Genomic DNA, 20,661 nt, shown 5'->3' on the forward strand with positions numbered 1-20,661 from the left:
GCACCACATCCACGAATCCCGCTGCCGACGAGCAGGGCACAACGAACACGACACCCATTGCCGACGATGCCGCGGCTGCTGGCACGCCGGCCGCCCTGAGCGAAACAGCGGCGGACACCGCGACGGACATCGCGACGGACGCGGAGGCGGGCGTATCCGCCGTCACGCCGATGGCGGCTGCTGAGGCCGGCGTGGTGACCGGGGCTACGGCTTCGGTGAGTGCGGACTCGTGGCCGGACCGTGGAACTCAGCCCACTACCGAGCCTGTGCCGAGCCCCGGCGGGCCGAGCGGCGGATCGTTCGAGGCGGTACAGCCCGGCCCGGGCATGTCGGGCCTCCCGGCCGCCACCGACGTTCCGGCACGTGTCCGTCGCCCGCAGACGCTCGACGAGTGGTTGCGTACCGGTTCTGCCACAGCCGATCCCCGCCACCGTCCGCTCGACGACGCTGCCATCACCCCGGCAGCCTCGGGCAATCGCGCTCACCGGCCCACGTCCCTGGGCGATCTCCCCACAGCGCCGGTGAGTGCCGCTCCGGGCCGCAGCCACTCGAGCCCGGCGGACGCGCCTACCGCCCCGGGCGATGCGGCTCGGGAGCGGCGCGGCACCAGTCCCGCCAATCCGCCCACCGCCCCGGAACCCCATCCTCACTACCGGGCCGGCCTGCCCACCACCCCGGTCAGCGGCGTCCCCGGACACCAGGCCGCCCCGCCTGCCTTCCCAGCCAGCGGTGCCTTCGGGTACCAGTCCGACAACCCAGCCGGCCTGCCCACCGACCCGGTCAGTGGCGCCCCTGGGCACCACGCCGCCCCGGCCGCTCTGCCCACCGTCCCGGTCAGCGGCGCCCCTGGACACCGGCCCGGCGGTCCGGCCGAAGTGCCCGCGGCTCCGGCCTCCGGCCCCCTGGACCGTCCGGCGGGCGCGCAGGCTGCTTCGACCGGCGCGGGCCGGGAGGACCGGGCCGCCAACCCGGCCGCGTGGGCGACCGGGCCGGGTGGGGGCCGTCCAACGGGCTCCGGTGAGGTGCCACGCCGACCGCAGACGCTGGGAGATGTGTTCGGGATTCCGCCACGGCGTCCGTCGGTTCTCGGCGAGCCGGCCGGGAACGTGCCGCTCGCCGGCAGACCAGCGGGGAACGAGCCGCCGACCGGCCCCTCTGCGGTCCAGGGGCGGCCCGAGCAGTACACCGGCGGCCCGGAGCACGAGCGGAACGAGGCCGACCTCCAGCGCGGACGCCGTCCGGAGACCCTCGACGACCGGCTGCGGGGCACGGGCCGCCCCGCAACTCTGGCCGATCATCTGCCGGAGCACGGGCGTGGCGGCCGACGCGGCGCGAACGGCGGGCCGGCGTGGACCGGCGGGTCGGGCGAGCACCCGTACGACCGCCCGGCTCGTCGCCCTGCCTCGCTGGCGGACCATCCCGGACCTGTCCGGGCAGACCGCGAGGAACCGGAAGAATCAGATCCGGCCGCCAAGCCGGCGCAGTGAGACGAGGGGCCGCTGAGCGCAGATGCTCAGCGGCCCCTCGCAACATCTCGGACGGGCGACCGGGCGGCCGATAAGGACCGCCGGTGGGCCGCGGCGCCGCCGGTAAGTACAGTGCGTGCGGGCAAGCAGCAGAGGGAGAGTACGAAATGACCGGCAGTGTCGACCCGGACGCCGTGGGTGTGGATCCGGACCGTCTCGCGGTCTGTCTCGCGGTTCTGGCCGAGGTGGAGGGCCTGTCCCCGGAGCACCCGGACGCGGTGGCGGTGCGGCGGGCGACCGCGAGCCTGTTCAAGACGGTGAAGTTGCAGCGGCGCCGGGAGCGCCGGCAGGCCGTGGTGGCGCACGACCGGGCGGTGACGGAGGCGACGGCGACGGGCGCGCCGGGCCGGATCGACGACGAGACCGCCGGGATTCCGTTGAAGAGCACGGTGGCGGGCGCGACGGCCGGCGTCCTCAAGCAGGCTCGTGGGTGTTACACGTGCAAGCAGCGATACACCGTGGTCGACGCGTGGTACCACCAGCTCTGCCCGGATTGCGCTGAGCTGAACCGGTCACGGCGTGACGCCCGCACCGATCTGACCGGCCGGACGGCGCTGCTCACCGGCGGCCGCGCCAAGATCGGCATGTACATCGCGCTGCGGCTGCTGCGTGACGGCGCGGATCTGACGATCACGACCCGCTTCCCGCATGACGCGGTCCGCCGTTTCACGGCGATGCCGGACAGCGCGGACTGGCTGCACCGGCTGCGGGTGGTCGGCATCGATCTCCGCGATCCCGCGCAGGTGGTGGGGCTTGCGGAGAGCGTCGCGGCGCGCGGTCCGCTGGACATCCTGATCAACAACGCGGCCCAGACGGTACGCCGTACCGCGGGCGCGTACTCGGAACTCGCGGCTGCCGAGTCGGCTCCCCTGCCCGACGGCCCGCTGCCTGAGCTGGAGTTCTTCGGCGGCGCCGCGGCGATCGGTTCGTCCCCGGCCGCGGCCCTGACCGCCGCGCACCCGCCGACGCTGTCGCCCAAGGAGATCACCGAGATGGCGTTGACCGCCCGTTCGGTGGCGATCGACGCGGGTGGCCTGGTCCCGGACGTGACGGAGACCAACAGCTGGAGCGACCGGGTGCACGAGGTGGCCCCGCTGGAGCTGCTGGAGGTGCAGCTCTGCAACGTCACCGCGCCGTTCATCCTGGTCAGCCGTCTGCGTGCGGCGATGGCGGCGTCGAAGTTCCCGCGCCGTTACGTGGTGAACGTGTCGGCGATGGAGGGCATCTTCGCCCGCGGCTACAAGGGTGCCGGGCACCCGCACACGAACATGGCGAAGGCCGCTCTGAACATGCTGACCCGTACCAGCGCGGAGGACATGTTCGCCGACGGCATCCTGATGACCAGCGTCGACACCGGCTGGATCACCGACGAGCGGCCGCACTTCACCAAGATGCGACTGCACGAGGAGGGCTTCCACGCCCCGCTCGACCTGGTCGACGGCGCCGCCCGGGTGTACGACCCGATCGTGCGCGGCGAACTGGGTGAGGACGTGTACGGCTGCTTCCTGAAGGATTACGCGCCCGTCGCCTGGTGACAGGTGGACGAAAGGGCCGTCCCGCGCGATGCGGGGCGGCCCTTTCCGTTCCTGTCGGATCAACCGGTGGCGGCGCTGGTCAGCGCCCGCCGCCGGCACTGTCACGCTGCTGCTGGTCGCCGTCGGCCTTCTGACCGAGCGGGAAGCCCGGCAGGTCCGGCAGGTCCGGCAGGCCGGGGAAGTTCGGCTTCTTGAAGTTCTGCTGGCCCTGCTGCTGACCCTGCTGCTGGCCCTGCTGCTGCGGCTTGAAGTTCGCCGGCCCCTGCGGCTGCTGCTGCTTGAAGTCGGGCAGGCCCACCGGGAAGTTGGGGTGCTGCGGCTTCTTGAAGTCCGGCTGGCCCAGCGGGAAGTTGGGGTGCTGCGGCTTCTTGAAGTCCGGCTGGCCCAGCGGGAAGTTCGACGGGAGCTTCGGCGGCTGGAAGTCGTCCGGGATGTCGAAGATGTCCTCCGGCCCGGTGAACTTCTTGTACGGGTTGAGTTCGTACCCGTTCAGCTTGCCGTACTTGATTCCCTTCTTGTATTTGAAGGGGTGCTGGTAGGGGCCGCCGACGTGGAACGGCTTGCTGACGTAGTTCGGCTTGTACGGCCAGTTGCCGGGCCAGTAGCCGTTCCAGTTGTTCCAGTACCAGTTGTCCTCCTCGACCTGGAGCACCCAGACGTGACCCCAGCCCGGAACCCACGCCGGGTAGCAGTACGGGTCGGACCAGGCGCCGACCTTCTCCCCCCACCAGCCGGCCTTGTAGCACTCCCACTTGTTGAAGTAGTAACCGACCACGTACTCGTCGTCCCAGTCCCAGTAGGGCCCGCTCTTCGCGGTCTGGGTGCTGGACGCCTGGTCACTGGTGGGGCTCGCCTGCGCCGGGGTGATCCCGAGCATGGCGCCGGCCGCCAGAGTCAGACCGGCTAGTGCCACCATTCGCTTCGCGTTTTTCATGTCACACCTTTTCAGGACAATTCGCCATGACTTGCGTAGCTCATCACGCCCCGCAAAGCCGGATGCCGCGTTTACCGGAACGGTGACCGTTCGGCCGATCCACACGTTGTCCTTAAAGTCAATACATGATTGGATATCGGCGGATCCTCATGAATTCGCCCAGCCGAGCCCTCGGTCACTTCCCCCAGCGGGCCCACCGGCCGCCTCCGAACCGCATCAGCCGACCGTGAAGGCCCGCACGACGACCCTGGTGGCACGTCAGACAGGGCGTGAGGGCAGCTCAGCCGGGGTGGAGGGCAGGGTCAGCGGGGGTGGAGGGCAGGGTCAGCGGGGGTTGAGGGCAGGCTCAGCGGGGGTTGAGGGCAGGTCAGACAGGGTTGAGGGCGGGTCAGCCGGCAGGCTCGTCCGGCAGGGCTCGATAGGCGGCCCGCAGCACTTCGGTGACGGGCCGCCCGTCGTGGGTCAGCGCCGGCGGGTCGAGCTGGTCCATCAGCGTGTCCGGCCGGACACCGGTGGGCTCGGGATCCGGCTCGGACATCCGGGCCGTGCCCCAGAACGTTGCCGGATCCGCGAGGGCCGGGCCCTTCCCGCCACTGTTGCCGCCTTCCGGAGAGTCCCCTCGGGATCGCGGTGTTCCCGCGCCGGCCTCTCCGCGGCCGGTGTCGCCCGCCGCGGAACGGCCGGTGTCGCCCGCCGCGCCACCGCCGGCCATGCCGTCGCCGGTGGCCGCGGTGTGCACCGCTGACGCCTCGCGTAGGCGGCGCAGCCGCATCAGCAGTTCGTCGCGGGACCGGCCCCGCCACGTGAACACCTCGAACGGGTCCGTCTCGAAGGCACGGGCCAGCGCATAACAGGTGGCCGCGAGGTGGGCGCACGGCATCGGCCAGCGCTCGCAGGTGCAGTCCATCGCCACTTCGTCGAACGAGAGGGGCAGCAGGCTCAACCCGGCGCCTGCGAAGATCGCCTCGATGCCCGGTGGCATCCGGCCGTCGAGCAGGTCGGCGGCGAACCGGGCCTCGGCGACGAGCGCCGTCTCGACCCGGGCCCATTCGGAGGCGCCGAAGGCGCGGGTGGCGATCCGCGCCCGGAACGCGGCCGGGTCGTCCGGGCCGCGGACGAGCGCGACGGCGAGGCTTCCGGACACGGTCAGACTGCGTACATGCCCGGCCCGCTCGTCGCGGCGGCCGCGGGCGAACGTCGGGCCCATCCGCAGCGACTCGAACATGCCGAGGAACGCCACCGAGAAGTCAGTCAACGATGGCCTCCGGGGAGAGAGCGAACAGGTCGCGCAGCTCCTGCGCGGAGAGGGCGCTCAGCCAGCCCTCGCCGGTTCCGACCACGCGTTCGGCGAGGACGCCCTTGTCGGCGAGGACCCGGTCGATGCGTTCCTCGAGGGTGCCGAGGCAGACCAGGGTGTGCACGTGCACGTCACGGCGCTGGCCGATGCGGAACGCCCGGTCGGAGGCCTGGGCTTCGGTCGCGGGGTTCCACCAGCGGTCGACGTGCACGACGTGGTTGGCGGCGGTCAGGTTGAGGCCGGTGCCGCCGGCTTTCAACGACAGCACGAAGATCCCGGGCCGTGCCGCCTCCTGGAACTCGGCGACCATGGCGTCACGGGCGCCGCGCGGGGTGCCGCCGTGCAGGAACTTCACCGGCACCCCGAAACGGGCCGCCAGGTGAGGCGTGAGCATCGCCCCGAATCTGGCGAACTGGGTGAAGCACAACACGCTCTCCCCCGCCCCGAGCGCATGGTCGACGATCTCCTCCAGCCGGTCCACCTTGCCGGACCGGCCGGGCAGCGGCGAACCGTCCTTGAGCAGCAGCGCCGGATGCACACAAGCCTGCTTCAGTTTGGTCATCGCGGCCAGCACCAGGCCCTTGCGCCATTTCTCGCCCGGTTCGGCCATGCGATCGGTCAGGTCGTCGAGGACCGCCCGGTAGAGGCTGACCTGCTCGGTCGTCATCCCGCACAGATGCCGGACGTGCCGTTTGGACGGCAGCTCGGCGGCGATGCCGTGGTCGGCCTTCGTCCGCCGCAGCAGGAACGGCCGGGTCGCCTGGCGCAGACGGGCGGCGGCGTCCTCGTCGGCGTAACGCTCGACGGGGACCGCGAACCGGGCCCGGAACGTGTGCGCGGACGCCAGCACCCCCGGATTGAGGAAGTCGAGGATCGACCACAGCTCGGCCAGCCGGTTCTCCACAGGGGTGCCGGTGAGCGCGACCCGGTTGCGAGCCGGGAACCGGCGCACCGCCTTGGCGGTGAGGCCACCACTGTTCTTGATGTACTGCGCCTCGTCGAGCACCACCCGATCCCAGGAGATCGCGGCGAGCGCGTCCGCGTCACGCACCGCGGTGGCGTAGGTGGTCAGCACCAGATCGGCCTCGGCGGCGAGCGCGGCCGGATCGTCCCGGTCGACGCCGTGCAGGACCCGCACCCGCAGCGACGGCGCGAACCGGCCGGCCTCCCGCTGCCAGTTGCCGAGCACCGACAGCGGGCAGATCAGCAGCGCCGGCCCGGCCCGGTGGTGCAGGAGCAGCGCCAGGAGCTGCACCGTCTTGCCGAGGCCCATGTCGTCGGCGAGGCAAGCGCCCAGCCCGAGCGAGTCGAGGAAGGCCAGCCAGGAGAAACCCCGGATCTGGTACGGCCGGAGCGAGCCCTCGAACCCGGCCGGCTGCGGCAGGACCTCCAGCCGCTGGTCGAGGCGCCCGCTCAGCAGGTCGGCCAGCCAGCCCTCGCCGCGCGCGTCGGTCACCGGCAGCGGCAGATCCTCCGGTGGCAGCAGCCGCATCATCCGCAACGCGTCACCGGCCGTCATCCGCCCGCCGCCGCGCCGCAGGAACGCCAGGCCGGCGGCGAGCCGCTCCGGATCCAGGAACACCCACCGCCCGCGTAGCCGGACCAGCGGAACCTTCGCCCGGGCCAGGTCGTTCAGGTCGTCCTCGGTGAGGGTGCGGCCGCCGAGCGCCAGCCCCCACTGGTAGTCGACGAGCTCCCGCAGCCCCACCGCCCGGTCACGCAGCACGTGCGACACCGGGTCACGACCGCGCACCTCGAGGGACAGCCCGAGGCTCGGCCGCCGCCGCCACCAGGCCGGGAGCAGCACCCCGTAGCCCGCCTCCTCCAACAGCGCGGCATGACTGAGGAACCGGTGCGCGCCCTCGGTGTCGAGCAGCATCTGCCCCGGGTGGATGCCGCGGAGCGCCTCCTCCAGGTCGGGGTAGAGCCGCGCCGCCCGGCCCAGCCCGGCGAGCAGCCGCTCCTGCGGATGCGAGGTCCACCGGCGCAGCGGCGCGGATTGATCCCGCCAGACGTCGGCGGCCGGCACCAGCACGCTCGGCTCGTCGGTGGCCTGCAACAGGAACTCGAGCCGCCACGCGTCCTCCGGCAGCGGCACCTCGTCCGGCATCACCGGCTCGTGCTCGCGCGGGTCACTGAGCCGGAAGCACACCCGCACCTCGGCCCCGCTCGCCGCCTGCGCGAACCACCCGTCGAGCCGCCGAACCAGCTCGTCGAGCAGCATCGGCGCCGCCTCGAACTCCGGCTCCCCGGTGAGCGCGGCCAGCCACCCGTAGTCGGCGAGCGTCACCCCGGCCTCCGCCAGCCGAGTCCGCACCAGTCCGTCGACCAGCCGCTCCACCGCCACCGCCGTCACCTCAGCAGCGGCCGGAGAAGCCACGGTCGTCCCGGCGGACGCGGCGAAGCCAGCCGCGGCGGCACCTGAGGCCCCGGAACCGGTTTCGGTGTAGGCGGCAGAAGTAGAGGCAGCGATGGGCGAGGGCGGAGTGGCGGCGGAAGGAGCGGAAGGAGTGGCCGAAGACGTGGCGGCCGAAGGCACGGCTGTGGGATGCGAGGAAGAGGTGGCACCCGAAGAAGGGGCGGGCGTGGAAGAAGAAGACGACGCGGTCGCGCGGGAGGAAGGGGTGGCGGCGGAGGGTGAGAAATCGGCGGCGAGGCAGGCCGGCGGCATGCGGTCGGCCAGGGTGGTCTGGCGGATCGCGTCAGCGCCGGTCACGACCGGGCGCCACCAGGCCACCGGGCGAGACCCGTCGATCCGCACGCCGGGCAGCACCCGGCCGCGCCGCACCAGACCGGCCGCGAACCCGCACAGCTCCACGAGCCACGCCGCCGACGGGGCGACCCGTCCCTCGAACTCGGCCACGACGTCCGGATCGACGAACGGCACCCGGACCACCGGCACCCGCCACGCCCGCGCCCGTGGCACGCCCCGCCGCTCCGGCAGCCCCAGATGCGGGGACGGCAACGGCCCGGCGCTGGTCGACGGCAGCGTCAGCGTCACCTCGGCCGAGCTCTCCCCCATCGGCAGATCTGTCGCCGGCACCGCGAACGGATGTGGCTGCGCCGACCCTCGCCCGGCGGTGAACTCGGCGGCAGCGGCCGCGTCCTCACCCCAGAGGCTCAGCGCACCGTCTCGGCCGACCAGCCCGTGCAGGACCCGCAGCCCACTGCCACCGCCCGGCACGATGTCACTCATGCCGGCCCGCCTCACGGAAGGACCACAGCGGGGCACGGGACCGGTCGAGGAACATGCGCCGACTCTAGGCCGCCCCTCCGACACTTTCGGCCGCGCAACGGCACCGGACGGCGTCTCCGGCGGCGGATGTAACCACCGTCACTCCGCCAGGGCCCAGGTGATGTCCGGCGGCCGGACCCGGGCGCAGCGCGGGCCACCGTCCGGACCGGTCAGGCCGAGCCGGGCCACCAGCCCTCCGGGTCCGGCAGCACGCAGCAGCTCACCGCCTCCGGCAGCGCGCAGCGGTTCCCCGGCTCCGTCAGCGCCCGACACTTCACCGCCTCCGGCACCGCGCAGCGGTTCCCCGGCTCCGTCAGCGCGGGATACTTCACCGGCTCCGGCAGCGCGCAGCAGCTCACCGGGGATGTCGGCGAACAGCAGTTTGGCCCGGCGGAACATCGCGAACGTTCCGGTGCTGGTGGAGCCCCAGCTCAGATAGAGGAACCGGGCGCCCGGCCGACCGTGCACCCACGGTCCGCCGACGTCGAGGAATCCGTCCACCTCGCGCGTGTCGATCTCGAGCTGCCAGACGGCCCGGTCGGCGTGGACCGGCACCCGGTCGACGACCTCCGCACGCCGCTGCACGCCCACCTCGACGCCGGCGAGCCGCAGCGTCTCGGCCTGCGGCGCGCCGGAGCGCCCCGGCAGGTCGTGCCCTTCGATCCGGATCCACATGCCGCCGAGTGTAGGAACGACCAGCAGGCCACCGCACCGAAGAAATGATCATCAGGTCCCGCGCCAAGAACAATCGACAGGCCATCGCCCTGAAGACAGCCACGCGCTGAAGGCGGCCACCGCCCTGAAGAGAGCAAGAGAGCACCCTGAAGGCAGATCGGCTGGGCCACCCGCGGCGAGGGGACGAACGGGGTCACCGCACCCGCCGGACGATGGCCGGGATGCGGCAGGCGGAGTCGGTCGGGAGGGGATGCGAAGCAGAAGTCCGGCGGGTACGGCCGGGTGAGGTTAATGTTCGTTCATGGTGGTGGCCGAGGCGTGGTGTGAGGGCCCCGTGCTCCGGTTCCGCTGTGCCGATCCCGGGCGACGCCTGGCCGGTGTCCGCCTGCACTCGTCGGTGTTCCGGGCCGACCTGAGGTTCCGCGACGGCGCCTGGGTGCTGCGCCGCGAGCGCCCCCCTGTGCAGCGCCTGGAATACCGCCTGGAGCTGCTTCATCCCGATGGCCGGCGGCAGGTCGTGGAGCAGCCGGAGCTGCGTTTCCCCGGTTATCAGGAACCCGATTGGCTGTCCCTGCCGACGGCTCCCGGCGTCTGGCGGCGGCTCGACGGCATGCGGGTCTGGTCACCGCGGGTGGGGGCCGATCGGGTGCTGGTCGCCCACGACGGGCCCGAGTACGACCGCCGCGGCGGGCTGGGCCGTTTCACCGCCGCCTCGATCGGGAGTGGGCGCGTCTCCCCGTACCACCTGGTGTTGCTGGAGACCGCGGACCGGGACCGCCGCTATTCCGCCGATCCCGGCTATGCGCGCGCTCTGGCGCTGGAAGCGCTTCCACGGATTCGCGCCCGCCTGGGCGGCCGTCCGGTGATCGGCGCGGGGGTGAGTCTGGGGGCGCTGGCCATGCTGCACGCGCAGCGGCGGCACCCGCAGGCGTTCGCGGGGGTGTTCCTGCAGTCCGGCAGCTACTTCCAGGCGCGGCACGACCACCAGGAGTCCGGTTTCCGGCATTTTCGGCGGATCGTGCGTTTCACCAGCCGGATGCGGCACGAGACCGCGGGCCCGGCGATTCCCGCGACGCTGACCTGCGGCGCGGCGGAGGAGAATCTGGCGAACAACCGCGACATGGCGGATGCGCTACGGATTCAGGGGTATGCGGTGGCGTTCGCGGAGAACCCGGACGCGCACACCTGGACCGGATGGCGGGATGCGCTGCATCCACATTTGACCGATCTATTGCAACGGGTGTGGCGGGACTGATCCAGAGCTGAAGGGGAGGCGACGTGGCCGACGTCGAACACACCATCGGAATGTTGCTGGGCACCGAGGACGACTGGCCGCGCGCCTACGAGTCGCTGCTGCGCCGGCTCGGGCTGGTCACCACGGCGGACGGGCGGACCCACCGGGCCCGGCCGGTACGGGTCACCATCGAGCCGTTCAACCTGCGTGACCGCCCGCGTCACGACCTGGTCATCGACCGGCTCGCCTACTGGTACTACCACCCCCGCGAGTGGCTCAAGAAGATCGCGCTGATGGACGACGTCTATCTGCTGAACAGCCCGTTCACCTTCCAGTCGATGGAGAAGCACGCCGCGTACTGCGCGATGATCCGGCTGGGGCTGAAGGTGCCGGAGACGGTGCTCGTCCCGTTCAAGAATCCGCTGGAGAACTCCCGGTGGGCGTACACGGCGGAGCGGTACAACCGGCCGTTCGACCTGGACGCCACGGCGGCGGCCATCGGTTACCCGCTGTGGATGAAGCCGTACGACGGCGGCGCCTGGGTCGGTGTGTCGAAGATCCGGAACCCGGCCGAGTTGCATGCCGCCTACGACGCGTCGGGTGAGCGGCTGATGCACCTGCAGGCGTCGGTCGAGGGGTACGACGTGTTCGCCCGCAGCCTGAGCATCGGGCCGGAGACGATGGTGACGAAGTTCCGGCCGGAGCAGCCCATGCACGCCCGCTACGAGGTGGACCATCACTTCCTGTCGGCGTCCGCGGGCGACGAGGTGGTGACGATATCCCGGCTGATCAACGCGTTCTTCCGGTGGGAGTTCAACAGCTGCGAGACTCTGGTACGCGGCGACGAGGTGCACCCGATCGACTACGCCAACGCCTGCCCGGACGTGTCGCTGACCTCGCTGCACTACTACTTCCCGTGGGCGATGACGGCCCTGCTGCGGTGGACGGTGTTCTGTGTGGTGACGGGCCGCCGGCCGAACATCGACACGAACACCGCGGAGTACTTCGCGATCGCCGACTCCGACCGGACGTACCCGGAGAAGTTGCAGGCGTACCGCGGCCTGGCCGACGACTACTTCGAGACCGAGAGGTACCGGGAGTTCTGCGAGAAGCACCTGGCCAACGTCGACGACATCGTGTACGACTGGGTCGTCTCCGAGGAGTTCCGGTCCCTGCTGCGGGAGACGGTCCGGGCGATGTACCCGGTGCACGAGCACGAGAAGTTCCTGGCCCACTTCGGCGGCCTGATCGATGCCTGGATCCGCGACCAGAACCGTTGACGGCGTAACACACTCGCAACCAATATATGTCCATGCATCTCTGGGAGCGCTCCCGAAAGATAGCCGTCATATCCGTCCTCCTCCTCGCCGGCGCCGCCGCGCCGGCCGCCGCCGCGGAAGTCGAACAGATCGTCAACGGCGGTTTCGACAACGGCACCGACCCGTTCTGGACCAACGCCGGCATGACCATCGGCCTGACCGACGGCCGCGCCTGCGTCGACGTGCCGGGCGGAACCACCAACCGCTGGGACGCCACGGTCGGTCAGAACGACATCGACCTGGTGGCCGGCGAGACGTACCGGTTCAGCTTCGACGCGTCCGGTGACGCCGGGCACGTGGTGCGGGCCGTCACCGGACTCTCGGTCAGCCCGTACGACACCTACTTCGAGCAGTCGCCGATCCTGGGCGACTGGCAGCACTACGAGTACACGTTCACCGCGAACGCGAGCACCACGCAGGGCCAGGTCGCCTTCCAGGTCGGCGGCAGCCCGGACCCGTGGCGGTTCTGCGTCGACAACGTCTCGCTGGTCGGGGGCGTGCCGCCGGAGGTCTACGAGCCGGACACCGGGCCGCGGGTGCGGGTCAACCAGGTCGCGTACCTGCCGGACGGCCCGAAGGGCGCCACCCTGGTCACCGCCGCGACCACCTCTCTGCCGTGGGCCCTACGCGATAAAACCGGCAAAACGGTCGCGCGCGGTACCACCGTACCGCGCGGGGTCGATGCCTCGTCCGGGCAGAACGTGCACACCATCGACTTCGGGAAGTTCCGGAAGAGGGCCACGGGCCTGACTCTCGTCGCGGACGGCGAGACGTCCCGGCCCTTCGACATCGGTTCCCAGGCGTACGAGAGACTGCGCACCGACGCGCTGAAGTTCTACTACACCCAGCGCAGCGGCATCGAGATCCGTGACGACCTGCGCCCCGGTTACGCCCGCCCGGCCGGTCACGTCGACGTGGCCCCCAACCAGGGCGACGGCGACGTCCCCTGCCAGCCCGGCGTCTGCGACTACACCCTGGACGTGCGCGGCGGCTGGTACGACGCCGGCGACCACGGCAAGTACGTCGTCAACGGCGGCATCTCGGTCTGGGAGCTGCTCGCCGAGTACGAGCACAACCGCGGCTCTCGCCGGGTGAACCTGAGCATCCCGGAGAGCGGGAACCGCACCCCGGACCTGCTCGACGAGGTCCGCTGGGAGCTGGAGTTCCTGCTCAGCATGCAGGTCCCGGCCGGCAAGCCGAACGCCGGACTGGTCCACCACAAGATCCACGACCAGGCCTGGACCGGCCTGCCGCTGCTGCCGCACCTCGACCCGCAGCCCCGTGAGCTGCACCCGGTCTCCACCGCGGCGACGCTGAACGTGGCCGCCACCGCGGCGCAGGCGGCCCGCATCTACAAGAAGCACGACCCGGCGTTCGCGGCCCGCGCCCTGACCGCCGCGCGTACCGCCTACACGGCCGCCCTGGCCAACCCCGCCCTGCTCGCCCCGGAGTCCGACAACATCGGTGGCGGCGCCTACAACGACACCAAGGTCACCGACGACTTCTACTGGGCGGCGGCCGAGCTCTACCTGACCACCGGCGACAAGAAGTACGCCGCCGACCTGCTCGAGTCGCCGGAGCACACCGCCGACGTGTTCGGCCCGGTGGCCTTCGACTGGGCGTCCACCGCCGCCGCCGCCAAGATCGACCTGGCGCTGGTCCCGAACCGCCTGCCCGGCCTGTCCTCGGTCAAGTCGCAGGTGGTCAAGGGTGCTGACAAGTACCTGGCGATCCAGCGGCAGCACCCGTACGGCGTCGCCTACGCCCCGGCCGGCAACGTCTGGGACTGGGGCTCCAGCAGCGTCATCGCCAACAACCTGGTGGTGATCGCCGCCGCGCACCGGATCACCGGGAAGGACCGGTACCGGGACGGCCTGCTGACCGGCCTGGACTACCTGTTCGGCCGGAACGCGCTGAACATCTCCTACGTCACCGGGTACGGCGAGGTGGCCGCGCAGAACCAGCACAGCCGCTGGTACGCCGCCCAGCTCGACCCGTCGCTGCCGCACCCGCCGGCCGGCACCCTCTCCGGCGGCCCGAACTCGTCCATCCAGGACCCGGTCGCGCAGGCCAGACTCAAGGGCTGCACCGGCCAGTTCTGCTACATCGACGACATCGGCTCGTGGGCGACCAACGAGCTCACCATCAACTGGAACGCCGCCCTCGCCCACCTGATCGGTTACGTGGTGGAGATCGACTGAGTGCGTTCGACGGCCCTCCTCCCCTAGGCTGCCGCCAGAGGCATCCTTGCGGGAGGAGGGCCGCAACTACGTCACCACCAGTCACACCATCGGCAACACCGTGCTGCGGGACCGCCGGTTCGGGGTGCGGACCACGGCGACGACCGGCCCGCCCCTGCCCGGCGCCGAGCAGGTCGACATGTCGTTCCTGGACCGCACCCCGCCCGACCACACCCGGCTGCGCCTGTCAGAGTCGGGCGAAACGGGACAACAGTCGGGCACGGGCCTGGCGCTCGTGCTCGTCGACGGCCGGGTGCCAGGGGCAGGCGACGTGCACCGCGGCGACCCGGCCGGTGGCGAGCAGGCGCTCGCAGGCGTCCAGCACGTCGCCGGCCGACGGCCCGCCGGCCACCGGGAAACGCAGGCCCGGCACCTCGCCCGCGTCGATCACGTCCAGGTCGACGTGCAGCACGAACGGCCCGGGCGGCGCCGTCACCTCCGCCACCGGCAGGCGCCGGATCGCGCCGGTCGCCAGGTACTCCGCCTCGGCCGGGTCGGTGTCGCGGGCGTCGGCCAGCACCGCCCGGCCGGCAGCGATGCCGCGCAGGCCGAACCGGTTCCCGTACTCCTCCGGGTGGGCGCCGGTGACCAGGCGCAACGACATCCCGCCCAGGTAACCGGACGTGCTGGAGTCGAGCGTGTGCAGATCCGCGTGGGCGTCGAACCAGACGATCCCCGGGTCGGCGCCGGCCCGCTGCAGGCCCGCGACCACCGCCCCGGCGAACAGGCAGTCACCGGAGAAGACCAGCGGCCTCTCCCCGGCCCGGGCGGCGGCGGCCGCCACCGCCTCGTACCCGGTGGCCAGCCGGTCCCAGTGATCGGTCGCCGGGAACACCGGGCGGACGGTGACGTCGGCGCGGACCGGGATGTCGTCGTGGGGAAGCTGCTCGTCCTGGTGGTACGGAACCAGAATCGTCGTCACGATCAGATTCTGTAGGTCTGCGCGCCCGCCGTCGAGGGCAGCCCGAACAGATCGGTCAGGCCGGTGATCCGCAACTGGCGGTGCACGAACTCGCTCGGGTTGCACAGGAGGAACCGGGCGCCCACGTCGCGGGCCGCCTCGTGCCCGGCGACCAGCATGCCGATCCCCATCGAATCCATGAACGTGACGAACGTCAGGTCCACGATCATCAGACGAGGACGCTCCCGGTGCAGGACGTCCAGGAGAGCCGCGCGCACCACGTCGACCGTGGCCGCGTCCAGGCTGCCACGCACGTCGACGACTGTCGCGCCGTCGGCCTGGCGCCGTGTCGTCATCACGGCCTCGCCCATTCCGCGCCCTCCGAGCCGGCGAACTGCCCGTCCGCCTTCACCGTACAACCCACGCCGTGTCCCTTGCAGGCTGGCCCCTGCGACGGCGGTGGGAGCGCACAACCCGTACGCCGCAGCGGTTTTCACCGCCCGACCCACGGAAACCGCAACCGGAGGGACACGTTTCGGCGCATCGCGCCGATCATCTTGCGGCGTGCGCAGTGGCGGGGTGACGGTGGCTGTCGAGTGACGGGGAGGAGACACGCGATGGCCAGGCAGGGAATATTCGCGGTACGCGATGTCCGGTCGCTGATCACCGAGACGTCCGAGGAGGGAACCCAGCTCAAGAAGGCGGTCAGCGCCACCCAGCTCACCGCGATGGGTGTCGGCGCGATCATCGGCACCGGCATCTTCGTGGTCATCGGCGAGGGGTCGGCCATCGCCGGTCCCGCGGTCGTCGTCTCGTTCGTGCTGGCGGCGGTGGCCTGCGCGTTCTCGGCGCTGTCCTATGCCGAGCTGGCGTCGTCCATTCCGGTCTCCGGCAGCGCCTACACCTACACGTACGCGACGCTCGGCGAACTCGTCGCCTGGATCATCGGCTGGGACCTGATCCTGGAGTACGGGGTGTCGGTCGCGGCGATCGCGGTCGGCTGGGGCGGCAACCTCAACGCGTTCCTCGACGCGGCGTTCGGTTTCGCGCTGCCGGACGCCATCGCGGCCGCGCCCGAGGACGGCGGCGTCGTCAACCTGCCGGCCGTGTTCATCGTCCTGGCGATCACGTTGCTGCTGGTCCGGGGCGTGACCGAGAGCGTACGCGTCAACCTCGTCATGGTCGTCATCAAGCTCGCCGTGCTGGTGTTCTTCATCGCGATCGCGTTCGTCAACTTCAGCACCGACAACTTCACCCCGTTCGCGCCCTCGGGGGTCGACGGGATCACCTCCGCGGCGGCGATCATCTTCTTCGCCTACATCGGGTTCGACGCCGTCTCCACCGGCAGCGAGGAGGCCCGCAACCCGTCCCGCGACCTGCCGTGGGCCATCCTCGGATCACTCGTCATCTGCACGATCTTCTACGTGCTCACCGTGACCGGCGCGATCGGCATCGCCACACCCGCGCAGATGTCCGAGAGCGACGCGCCGCTCGCCGCCGCCCTCGACCAGGGCGCCGGGCTCAACTGGGCCGCGGCCGTCCTGGCGCTCGGCGCGGTCGTCGCGATCACCAGCGTGGTCCTGGTGATCTTCTACGGCCAGACCCGGATCTTCTTCGCGATGTGCCGCGACGGCCTGCTGCCGCGCCGCCTGGCCACGGTCAATCAGCGGTACGGGACACCGGCGCGCCTGACCATCGGACTCGGCATCCTGATCGCCATCCTGGCGGCGCTGGTCCCCCTCGGCACCATCGTCGAACTCGTCAACATCGGCACTCTGTTCGCCTTCGTCCTGGTCAACATCGGCGTGATCGTGCTGCGCCGGACCCGGCCGGACATGCCCCGCCCGTACCGGGTGCCGTGGTCGCCGCTGCTGCCGCTCCTCGGTGTCGCCTTCGCCGTCTATCTGATGCTCGACCTGCCGCTCGACACCTGGCTCCGGTTCGCCGGCTGGCTCGCCGCCGGCCTGCTCATCTACTTCCTCTACGGGTACCGCCACTCCCGCCTGCGCACCGCCAACGCCGCATCCGTCACCTCCCCCTCCACCCGATCCGGCCCGCCCTCACCCAGCGCCTCCACATCCACCGACCCCGGCGCGCCGTCGCAGTCGGCCGGGGATGCCGTACCGGGCGCGCCGTCGCCATCCGCCGGGGATGCCGGACCCGGCGCGCCGTCGCCATCCGCCGGGGACGACGCGCCGCCGCGGGCGGACCGGCCGGAACCGGGCGACGGGCCGCGGCCGTGAACGCGCCGGCCGAAGGCCCGGTGCTGGTCGGGGTCGACGGGGGCACCGCCGCCGCGGACGCGCTCGCCCTCGCCGGCTGGGCCGCGCGCACCCTGCAGACGACGCTGATCGTCGCCGCCGTGCACGCCGCGCCGTCGGCGATCGGCTCCGGCCGGGTCGACGCCGAATGGATCAGCGACCGCCGCGAGGCCGCCGAACGCGTCCTCGGCCAGGCCCGTGACCTGCTCGGCGACATGGGGCCGGAAGCGGAGTACCGGGTGGTCGCCTCCAGTTCGGCCGCCCACGGCCTGCACGATCTCGCCGAACGGACCGGCGCCGCCCTGATCGTCGTGGGGTCGGGAGCGGCCGCCCCGGACGCCCGGATCCTCCCCGGCAGCACCGCCGAACGGCTCCTCGCCGGAAGTGTCTGCCCCGTCGCGGTGGCCCCGGCCGGGATGCCCGCCCCGCCTGGAACGCTGGGCCGGATCGGTGTCGCCTACGTCGACACCCCCGACGGCCGGGCCGCCCTCGACACCGCCGCCCGCCTGGCCCGCCGCACCACCACCCCGCTGCAGCTGATCACCGTCGTCGCACGCGGCGACGCGGCCCGGCCGTTCCTGCTGGGCGCCGATGCCGAGCGGGCCTTTCTGGACACCGCACGGGAGACGTACGAGGAGGCGCTGCGCCGCGCCGCCGGAACCGTTCCCGACCTGCCGGTGACGTGGGAACTCCGCTCCGACGACGTGGTCGAGACTCTGGCCGCTCTGAACGACGTCGACGTCCTGTTCTGCGGCTCCCGCGGGTACGGCCCGGCCCGCCGCGTCCTGCTCGGTGGCGTCTCCGCCCGCCTGCTGCGCCGCGCCTGCCGCCCGGTCGTCGTCGTCCCCCGCGCCTGACCGGCAGTCCGTGTGTGGTGACGTGCGCCGGCCGGCGCAGGTCACCACACCTGCGCCGGCCACAGCGGTCAGCGGCGGGATCGCTTACGGCGGGCGGAGGCCGGCCGGGCGCCGGCTCGCGGAGTGGACGACGCGGACGGCTTGGCGCCGCCACCCGGACCGGACGACGCGGACGGCTTGGCGCCGCCACCCGGAGCAGGCGACGCGGACGGCTTGGCGCCGGGGCGCGGGGTGGATGCCGGGGACGACGGCTGAGTGACGGGAGCGGTGTCGGGGGTGGGGTACCGGCGGTGGATGTAGACCTGCTGGGCGAGAGCGATGAGGTTCTGGGTGGTCCAGTAGAGGAGCACGCCGATCGGGAAGATCAGGCCGGAGACCAGCAGCGAGAACGGGATGACGTACAGGATGACGCGCTGGACGGTGCGCTGCTGGGGGTTGTCCGACCAGCCGGTCTTCAGGATGGACATGCGGCTGGTCAGGAACGTGGTGGTGACCATGGCGGCGATCAGGACCGCGGCGACGATCTGGACGGTGGGGCCGTGGGCGGCGAGGGCGTCCAGGTCGGTGACCGCGGTCTGGAAGCCCGCGGCGATCGGGGCGCCGAAGAGCTCGGCGTGCGAGGCGTCCGCGAACTGGGTGGCGGTCCAGCCGTAGAGGGTGCGGGCGGCGGGGTCGGTGATGGACGGCTGGAGATGGCGCAGCACGTGCAACAGACCGATGAAGATCGGGAACTGGAGCAGCATGGGCAGGAACTGGCCGAACGGGCTGGCCTTCTCGCTGCGGTACAGCTCGGCGAGCCCGGCCTGCAGCGCCTGCGGGTCGCCCTTGTGTTCGGCCTGCAGTTCGCGGAACCTCGGCTGGAGCCGCTGCATGGCACGCTGCGACCGGACCTGGCGCAGGAACAGCGGGAAGAGCACGGCACGGACGGTCAGCACCAGGAAGACGATGCCGAGCACCCACGCCCAGTCGGTGGCGACGGCGTGCGGGTCGCCGAGCAGACGGTCCCAGGCGCTGTGCCAGAACAGCAGGACGGCGGAGATGACGTGATAGACGACGGACATGAGTGCGCTGAACATGATGGACCTACCCCCAGGGGCGGCTAGCAACTGGTCGAAGACGGACAGTCACCAGCGGCCGCCTGGAGCGGGCGGCAAGCGTCGAGAAAGAGAAGGGCCCGCTCAGGCGACCGCTGCGGCGCCTGTCGGTCCCCTGGGGCGAGTGCGCCCGGAGGCGTCGGGATCTCGGTGGCGGGGCACGCCGGTCCGCTCGGAGCGGTCACGCAGCGCGAAGCCCGCGGAGCGGTGCACGCCACCGGCCGCGGGAAGGACCAGGACCGCGTGAGCGAGGACGGCGATCAGGAGCAGGCCGGCGAGGGCGCCGGCGCCACCGGCGAGGTCGGACGACCCGGCCTCGGCCAGCAGGCCGACCAGGCGACAGAGCGCGTCCCACCACTTCACGGCGCCACCGTAACACCGCCCCGCCACCCCCGCCGACCCCTGATCTCACCCGGCTGCCGGGGTGTCAGACGGCGCGGTGGCGGCCCACATGATTGGTGGGGGTGGCGGTCGAGGGCGGCGCGGAGGCCGCGGGGGCGGCGGCGGAGGTCGGGGCGGAGGCGGCGCGTTCGTCCCAGGGGGAGAGGACCGGTGGGCGCTCCGGGGTGAGGTCGCGCAGCGGGACGTAGACGCGGGCGTCGACGGCCTCGGCCAGCAGCAGGGCGGCGACCAGGGCGGTGGGACGGTCCCCGGGGTCGCGGGCGAGGCAGCGGGACACCAGGTCGAGGACCTCCGGCGGCAGGTCGCCCAGGTGCGGCAGCGGTTCCGGGTCGGTGAAGCGCTGGGCTGTCACGAGTTCGGTGTGGGTGCGGGCGGTCCACGGCAGGCGCCCGGAGAGGCAGTGGTAGAGCAGGGTGCCGAGGGCGAACATGTCGGCGGCGGGGGTGGCCGGGAGACCCTCGAAGCGTTCCGGCGCGATGTAGGCGGGGGTGCCCATGACCGGGCCGTCCGGGTCCGGGTCGGGGGAGCCGACGACGGCGGCGATGCCGAAGTCGAGGACCTTGGCGCCGGCCGGGGTGAGCATGATGTTCGCCGGTTTGATGTCGCGGTGCACCACGTTCTCGGCGTGGGCGGCGGCCAGGGCGGCGGCGACCTCGGCGCAGACCCGCACGCCGATGTGCCAGTCCAGGCGGCCCATGGCGAGATGGTCGCTGAGGGTCTGGCCCTCGACGAGCTCCATGACGATGTACGGGACGTCGCGCTCCGCCCCGGGCGAGGTGCCGAAGTCGTGGACGCTGGCGACGTTGGGGTGGGCGAGCCGCGCGGCGGACCTGGCCTCGGCACGGACCAGCGCGACGCCGGTCTCGCCGAGGGTGCCCTCCACCGCCGGAGTCATGATCTTGACGGCGACCGGGCGGTCGAGGACACGGTCGTGCCCGCGCCACACCTCCGACATGCCGCCGAGACCGATGCGGTTCACCAACCGGTACCGCCCGCCCAGTGTCCGCATCGGCACCCCCCTGCCTCGCCGACTTCCGGCGTCACGGGTGCCGTTACCCTCCCCATCCGGGCACAAACGCCGCATCAGCCCGGATGGATGACCAGGGGTTACCTAAAGTGATGGCGGGGCCGGTCCTTGTGGGACCGGCCCC

Annotated in this window: 15 protein-coding genes; 6 read left to right on the forward strand and 9 right to left on the reverse strand. The window is 72.0% G+C overall.

From position 1 onward, the window contains the following. The first annotated feature begins 1,633 nt into the window (after positions 1-1,633). A complete protein-coding gene (locus Aut01nite_RS01950) occupies positions 1,634-3,061 on the forward strand; it encodes an SDR family NAD(P)-dependent oxidoreductase (protein ID WP_043532360.1) in 1,428 nt (475 codons plus the stop codon). Between the two features lie 79 nt (positions 3,062-3,140). Here Aut01nite_RS01950 and Aut01nite_RS01955 read toward each other — a convergent pair whose 3' ends face one another. From Aut01nite_RS01955 to Aut01nite_RS01970, 4 genes are all read right to left on the reverse strand, one after another. Beyond that, positions 3,141-3,995: a hypothetical protein gene (locus Aut01nite_RS01955; protein ID WP_204037409.1), complete on the reverse strand. Its 855-nt coding sequence runs from the start codon at positions 3,993-3,995 to the stop codon at positions 3,141-3,143. Between the two features lie 388 nt (positions 3,996-4,383). After that, entirely contained in the window at positions 4,384-5,250 is an 867-nt protein-coding gene (locus Aut01nite_RS01960; RefSeq protein ID WP_043532356.1) for an SWIM zinc finger family protein, read from the reverse strand. After that, positions 5,243-8,488 (reverse strand): DEAD/DEAH box helicase, encoded by a 3,246-nt coding sequence (locus Aut01nite_RS01965; RefSeq protein WP_204037411.1) that lies wholly within the window; start codon positions 8,486-8,488, stop codon positions 5,243-5,245. The genes Aut01nite_RS01960 and Aut01nite_RS01965 overlap by 8 nt, the downstream gene beginning before the upstream one ends. A 138-nt stretch (positions 8,489-8,626) precedes the next feature. Then, positions 8,627-9,202, reverse strand: a complete 576-nt coding sequence (locus tag Aut01nite_RS01970; RefSeq protein WP_043532354.1) for a DUF5990 family protein — start codon at positions 9,200-9,202, stop codon at positions 8,627-8,629. A 301-nt stretch (positions 9,203-9,503) separates the two neighbouring features. Between Aut01nite_RS01970 and Aut01nite_RS01975 the strand changes: the two genes are divergently transcribed. The 3 genes from Aut01nite_RS01975 to Aut01nite_RS01985 are packed head-to-tail and all read left to right on the forward strand — an operon-like array spanning position 9,504 to position 13,956. After that, positions 9,504-10,457, forward strand: a complete 954-nt coding sequence (locus Aut01nite_RS01975; RefSeq protein WP_052164510.1) for an alpha/beta hydrolase — start codon at positions 9,504-9,506, stop codon at positions 10,455-10,457. 23 nt (positions 10,458-10,480) lie between these two features. Further along, entirely contained in the window at positions 10,481-11,716 is a 1,236-nt protein-coding gene (locus Aut01nite_RS01980; protein ID WP_043532350.1) for an ATP-grasp domain-containing protein, read from the forward strand. 26 nt (positions 11,717-11,742) lie between these two features. Next, complete coding sequence (locus Aut01nite_RS01985) at positions 11,743-13,956, forward strand: glycoside hydrolase family 9 protein (protein ID WP_083999969.1); 2,214 nt, start codon at positions 11,743-11,745, stop codon at positions 13,954-13,956. Positions 13,957-14,182: 226 nt separating this feature from the next. On the opposite strand, the gene Aut01nite_RS01990 is transcribed toward Aut01nite_RS01985, so the two are convergent. Continuing rightward, the gene (locus Aut01nite_RS01990) at positions 14,183-14,917 is read right to left on the reverse strand and encodes an arginase family protein (protein WP_043532348.1); all 735 of its coding nucleotides are present in this window, start codon (positions 14,915-14,917) and stop codon (positions 14,183-14,185) included. Positions 14,918-14,919: 2 nt separating this feature from the next. Next, on the reverse strand, positions 14,920-15,252 hold the full coding sequence (locus tag Aut01nite_RS01995) for an STAS domain-containing protein (RefSeq protein WP_236643136.1): 333 nt from the start codon (positions 15,250-15,252) through the stop codon (positions 14,920-14,922). Between the two features lie 261 nt (positions 15,253-15,513). Here Aut01nite_RS01995 and Aut01nite_RS02000 point away from each other — a divergent pair, with 261 nt between their 5' ends. Beyond that, positions 15,514-17,139: an amino acid permease gene (locus Aut01nite_RS02000; protein WP_236643135.1), complete on the forward strand. Its 1,626-nt coding sequence runs from the start codon at positions 15,514-15,516 to the stop codon at positions 17,137-17,139. After that, entirely contained in the window at positions 17,136-18,014 is an 879-nt protein-coding gene (locus Aut01nite_RS02005) for a universal stress protein (RefSeq protein WP_204037413.1), read from the forward strand. The genes Aut01nite_RS02000 and Aut01nite_RS02005 overlap by 4 nt, the downstream gene beginning before the upstream one ends. 68 nt (positions 18,015-18,082) lie before the next feature. Here Aut01nite_RS02005 and yidC read toward each other — a convergent pair whose 3' ends face one another. The 3 genes from yidC to Aut01nite_RS02020 form a co-directional block, all read right to left on the reverse strand. Then, positions 18,083-19,090, reverse strand: a complete 1,008-nt coding sequence (gene yidC, locus Aut01nite_RS02010) for a membrane protein insertase YidC (RefSeq protein ID WP_043532345.1) — start codon at positions 19,088-19,090, stop codon at positions 18,083-18,085. Between the two features lie 102 nt (positions 19,091-19,192). Then, the gene (locus Aut01nite_RS02015) at positions 19,193-19,471 is read right to left on the reverse strand and encodes a DUF6412 domain-containing protein (RefSeq protein WP_052164508.1); all 279 of its coding nucleotides are present in this window, start codon (positions 19,469-19,471) and stop codon (positions 19,193-19,195) included. A gap of 64 nt (positions 19,472-19,535) precedes the next feature. Beyond that, positions 19,536-20,519, reverse strand: coding sequence for a serine/threonine-protein kinase (locus tag Aut01nite_RS02020; protein ID WP_052164519.1), 984 nt, complete (start codon positions 20,517-20,519; stop codon positions 19,536-19,538). Positions 20,520-20,661: the final 142 nt, after the last annotated feature.

Source organism: Actinoplanes utahensis, assembly GCF_016862455.1.
Lineage (GTDB): Bacteria > Actinomycetota > Actinomycetes > Mycobacteriales > Micromonosporaceae > Actinoplanes > Actinoplanes utahensis.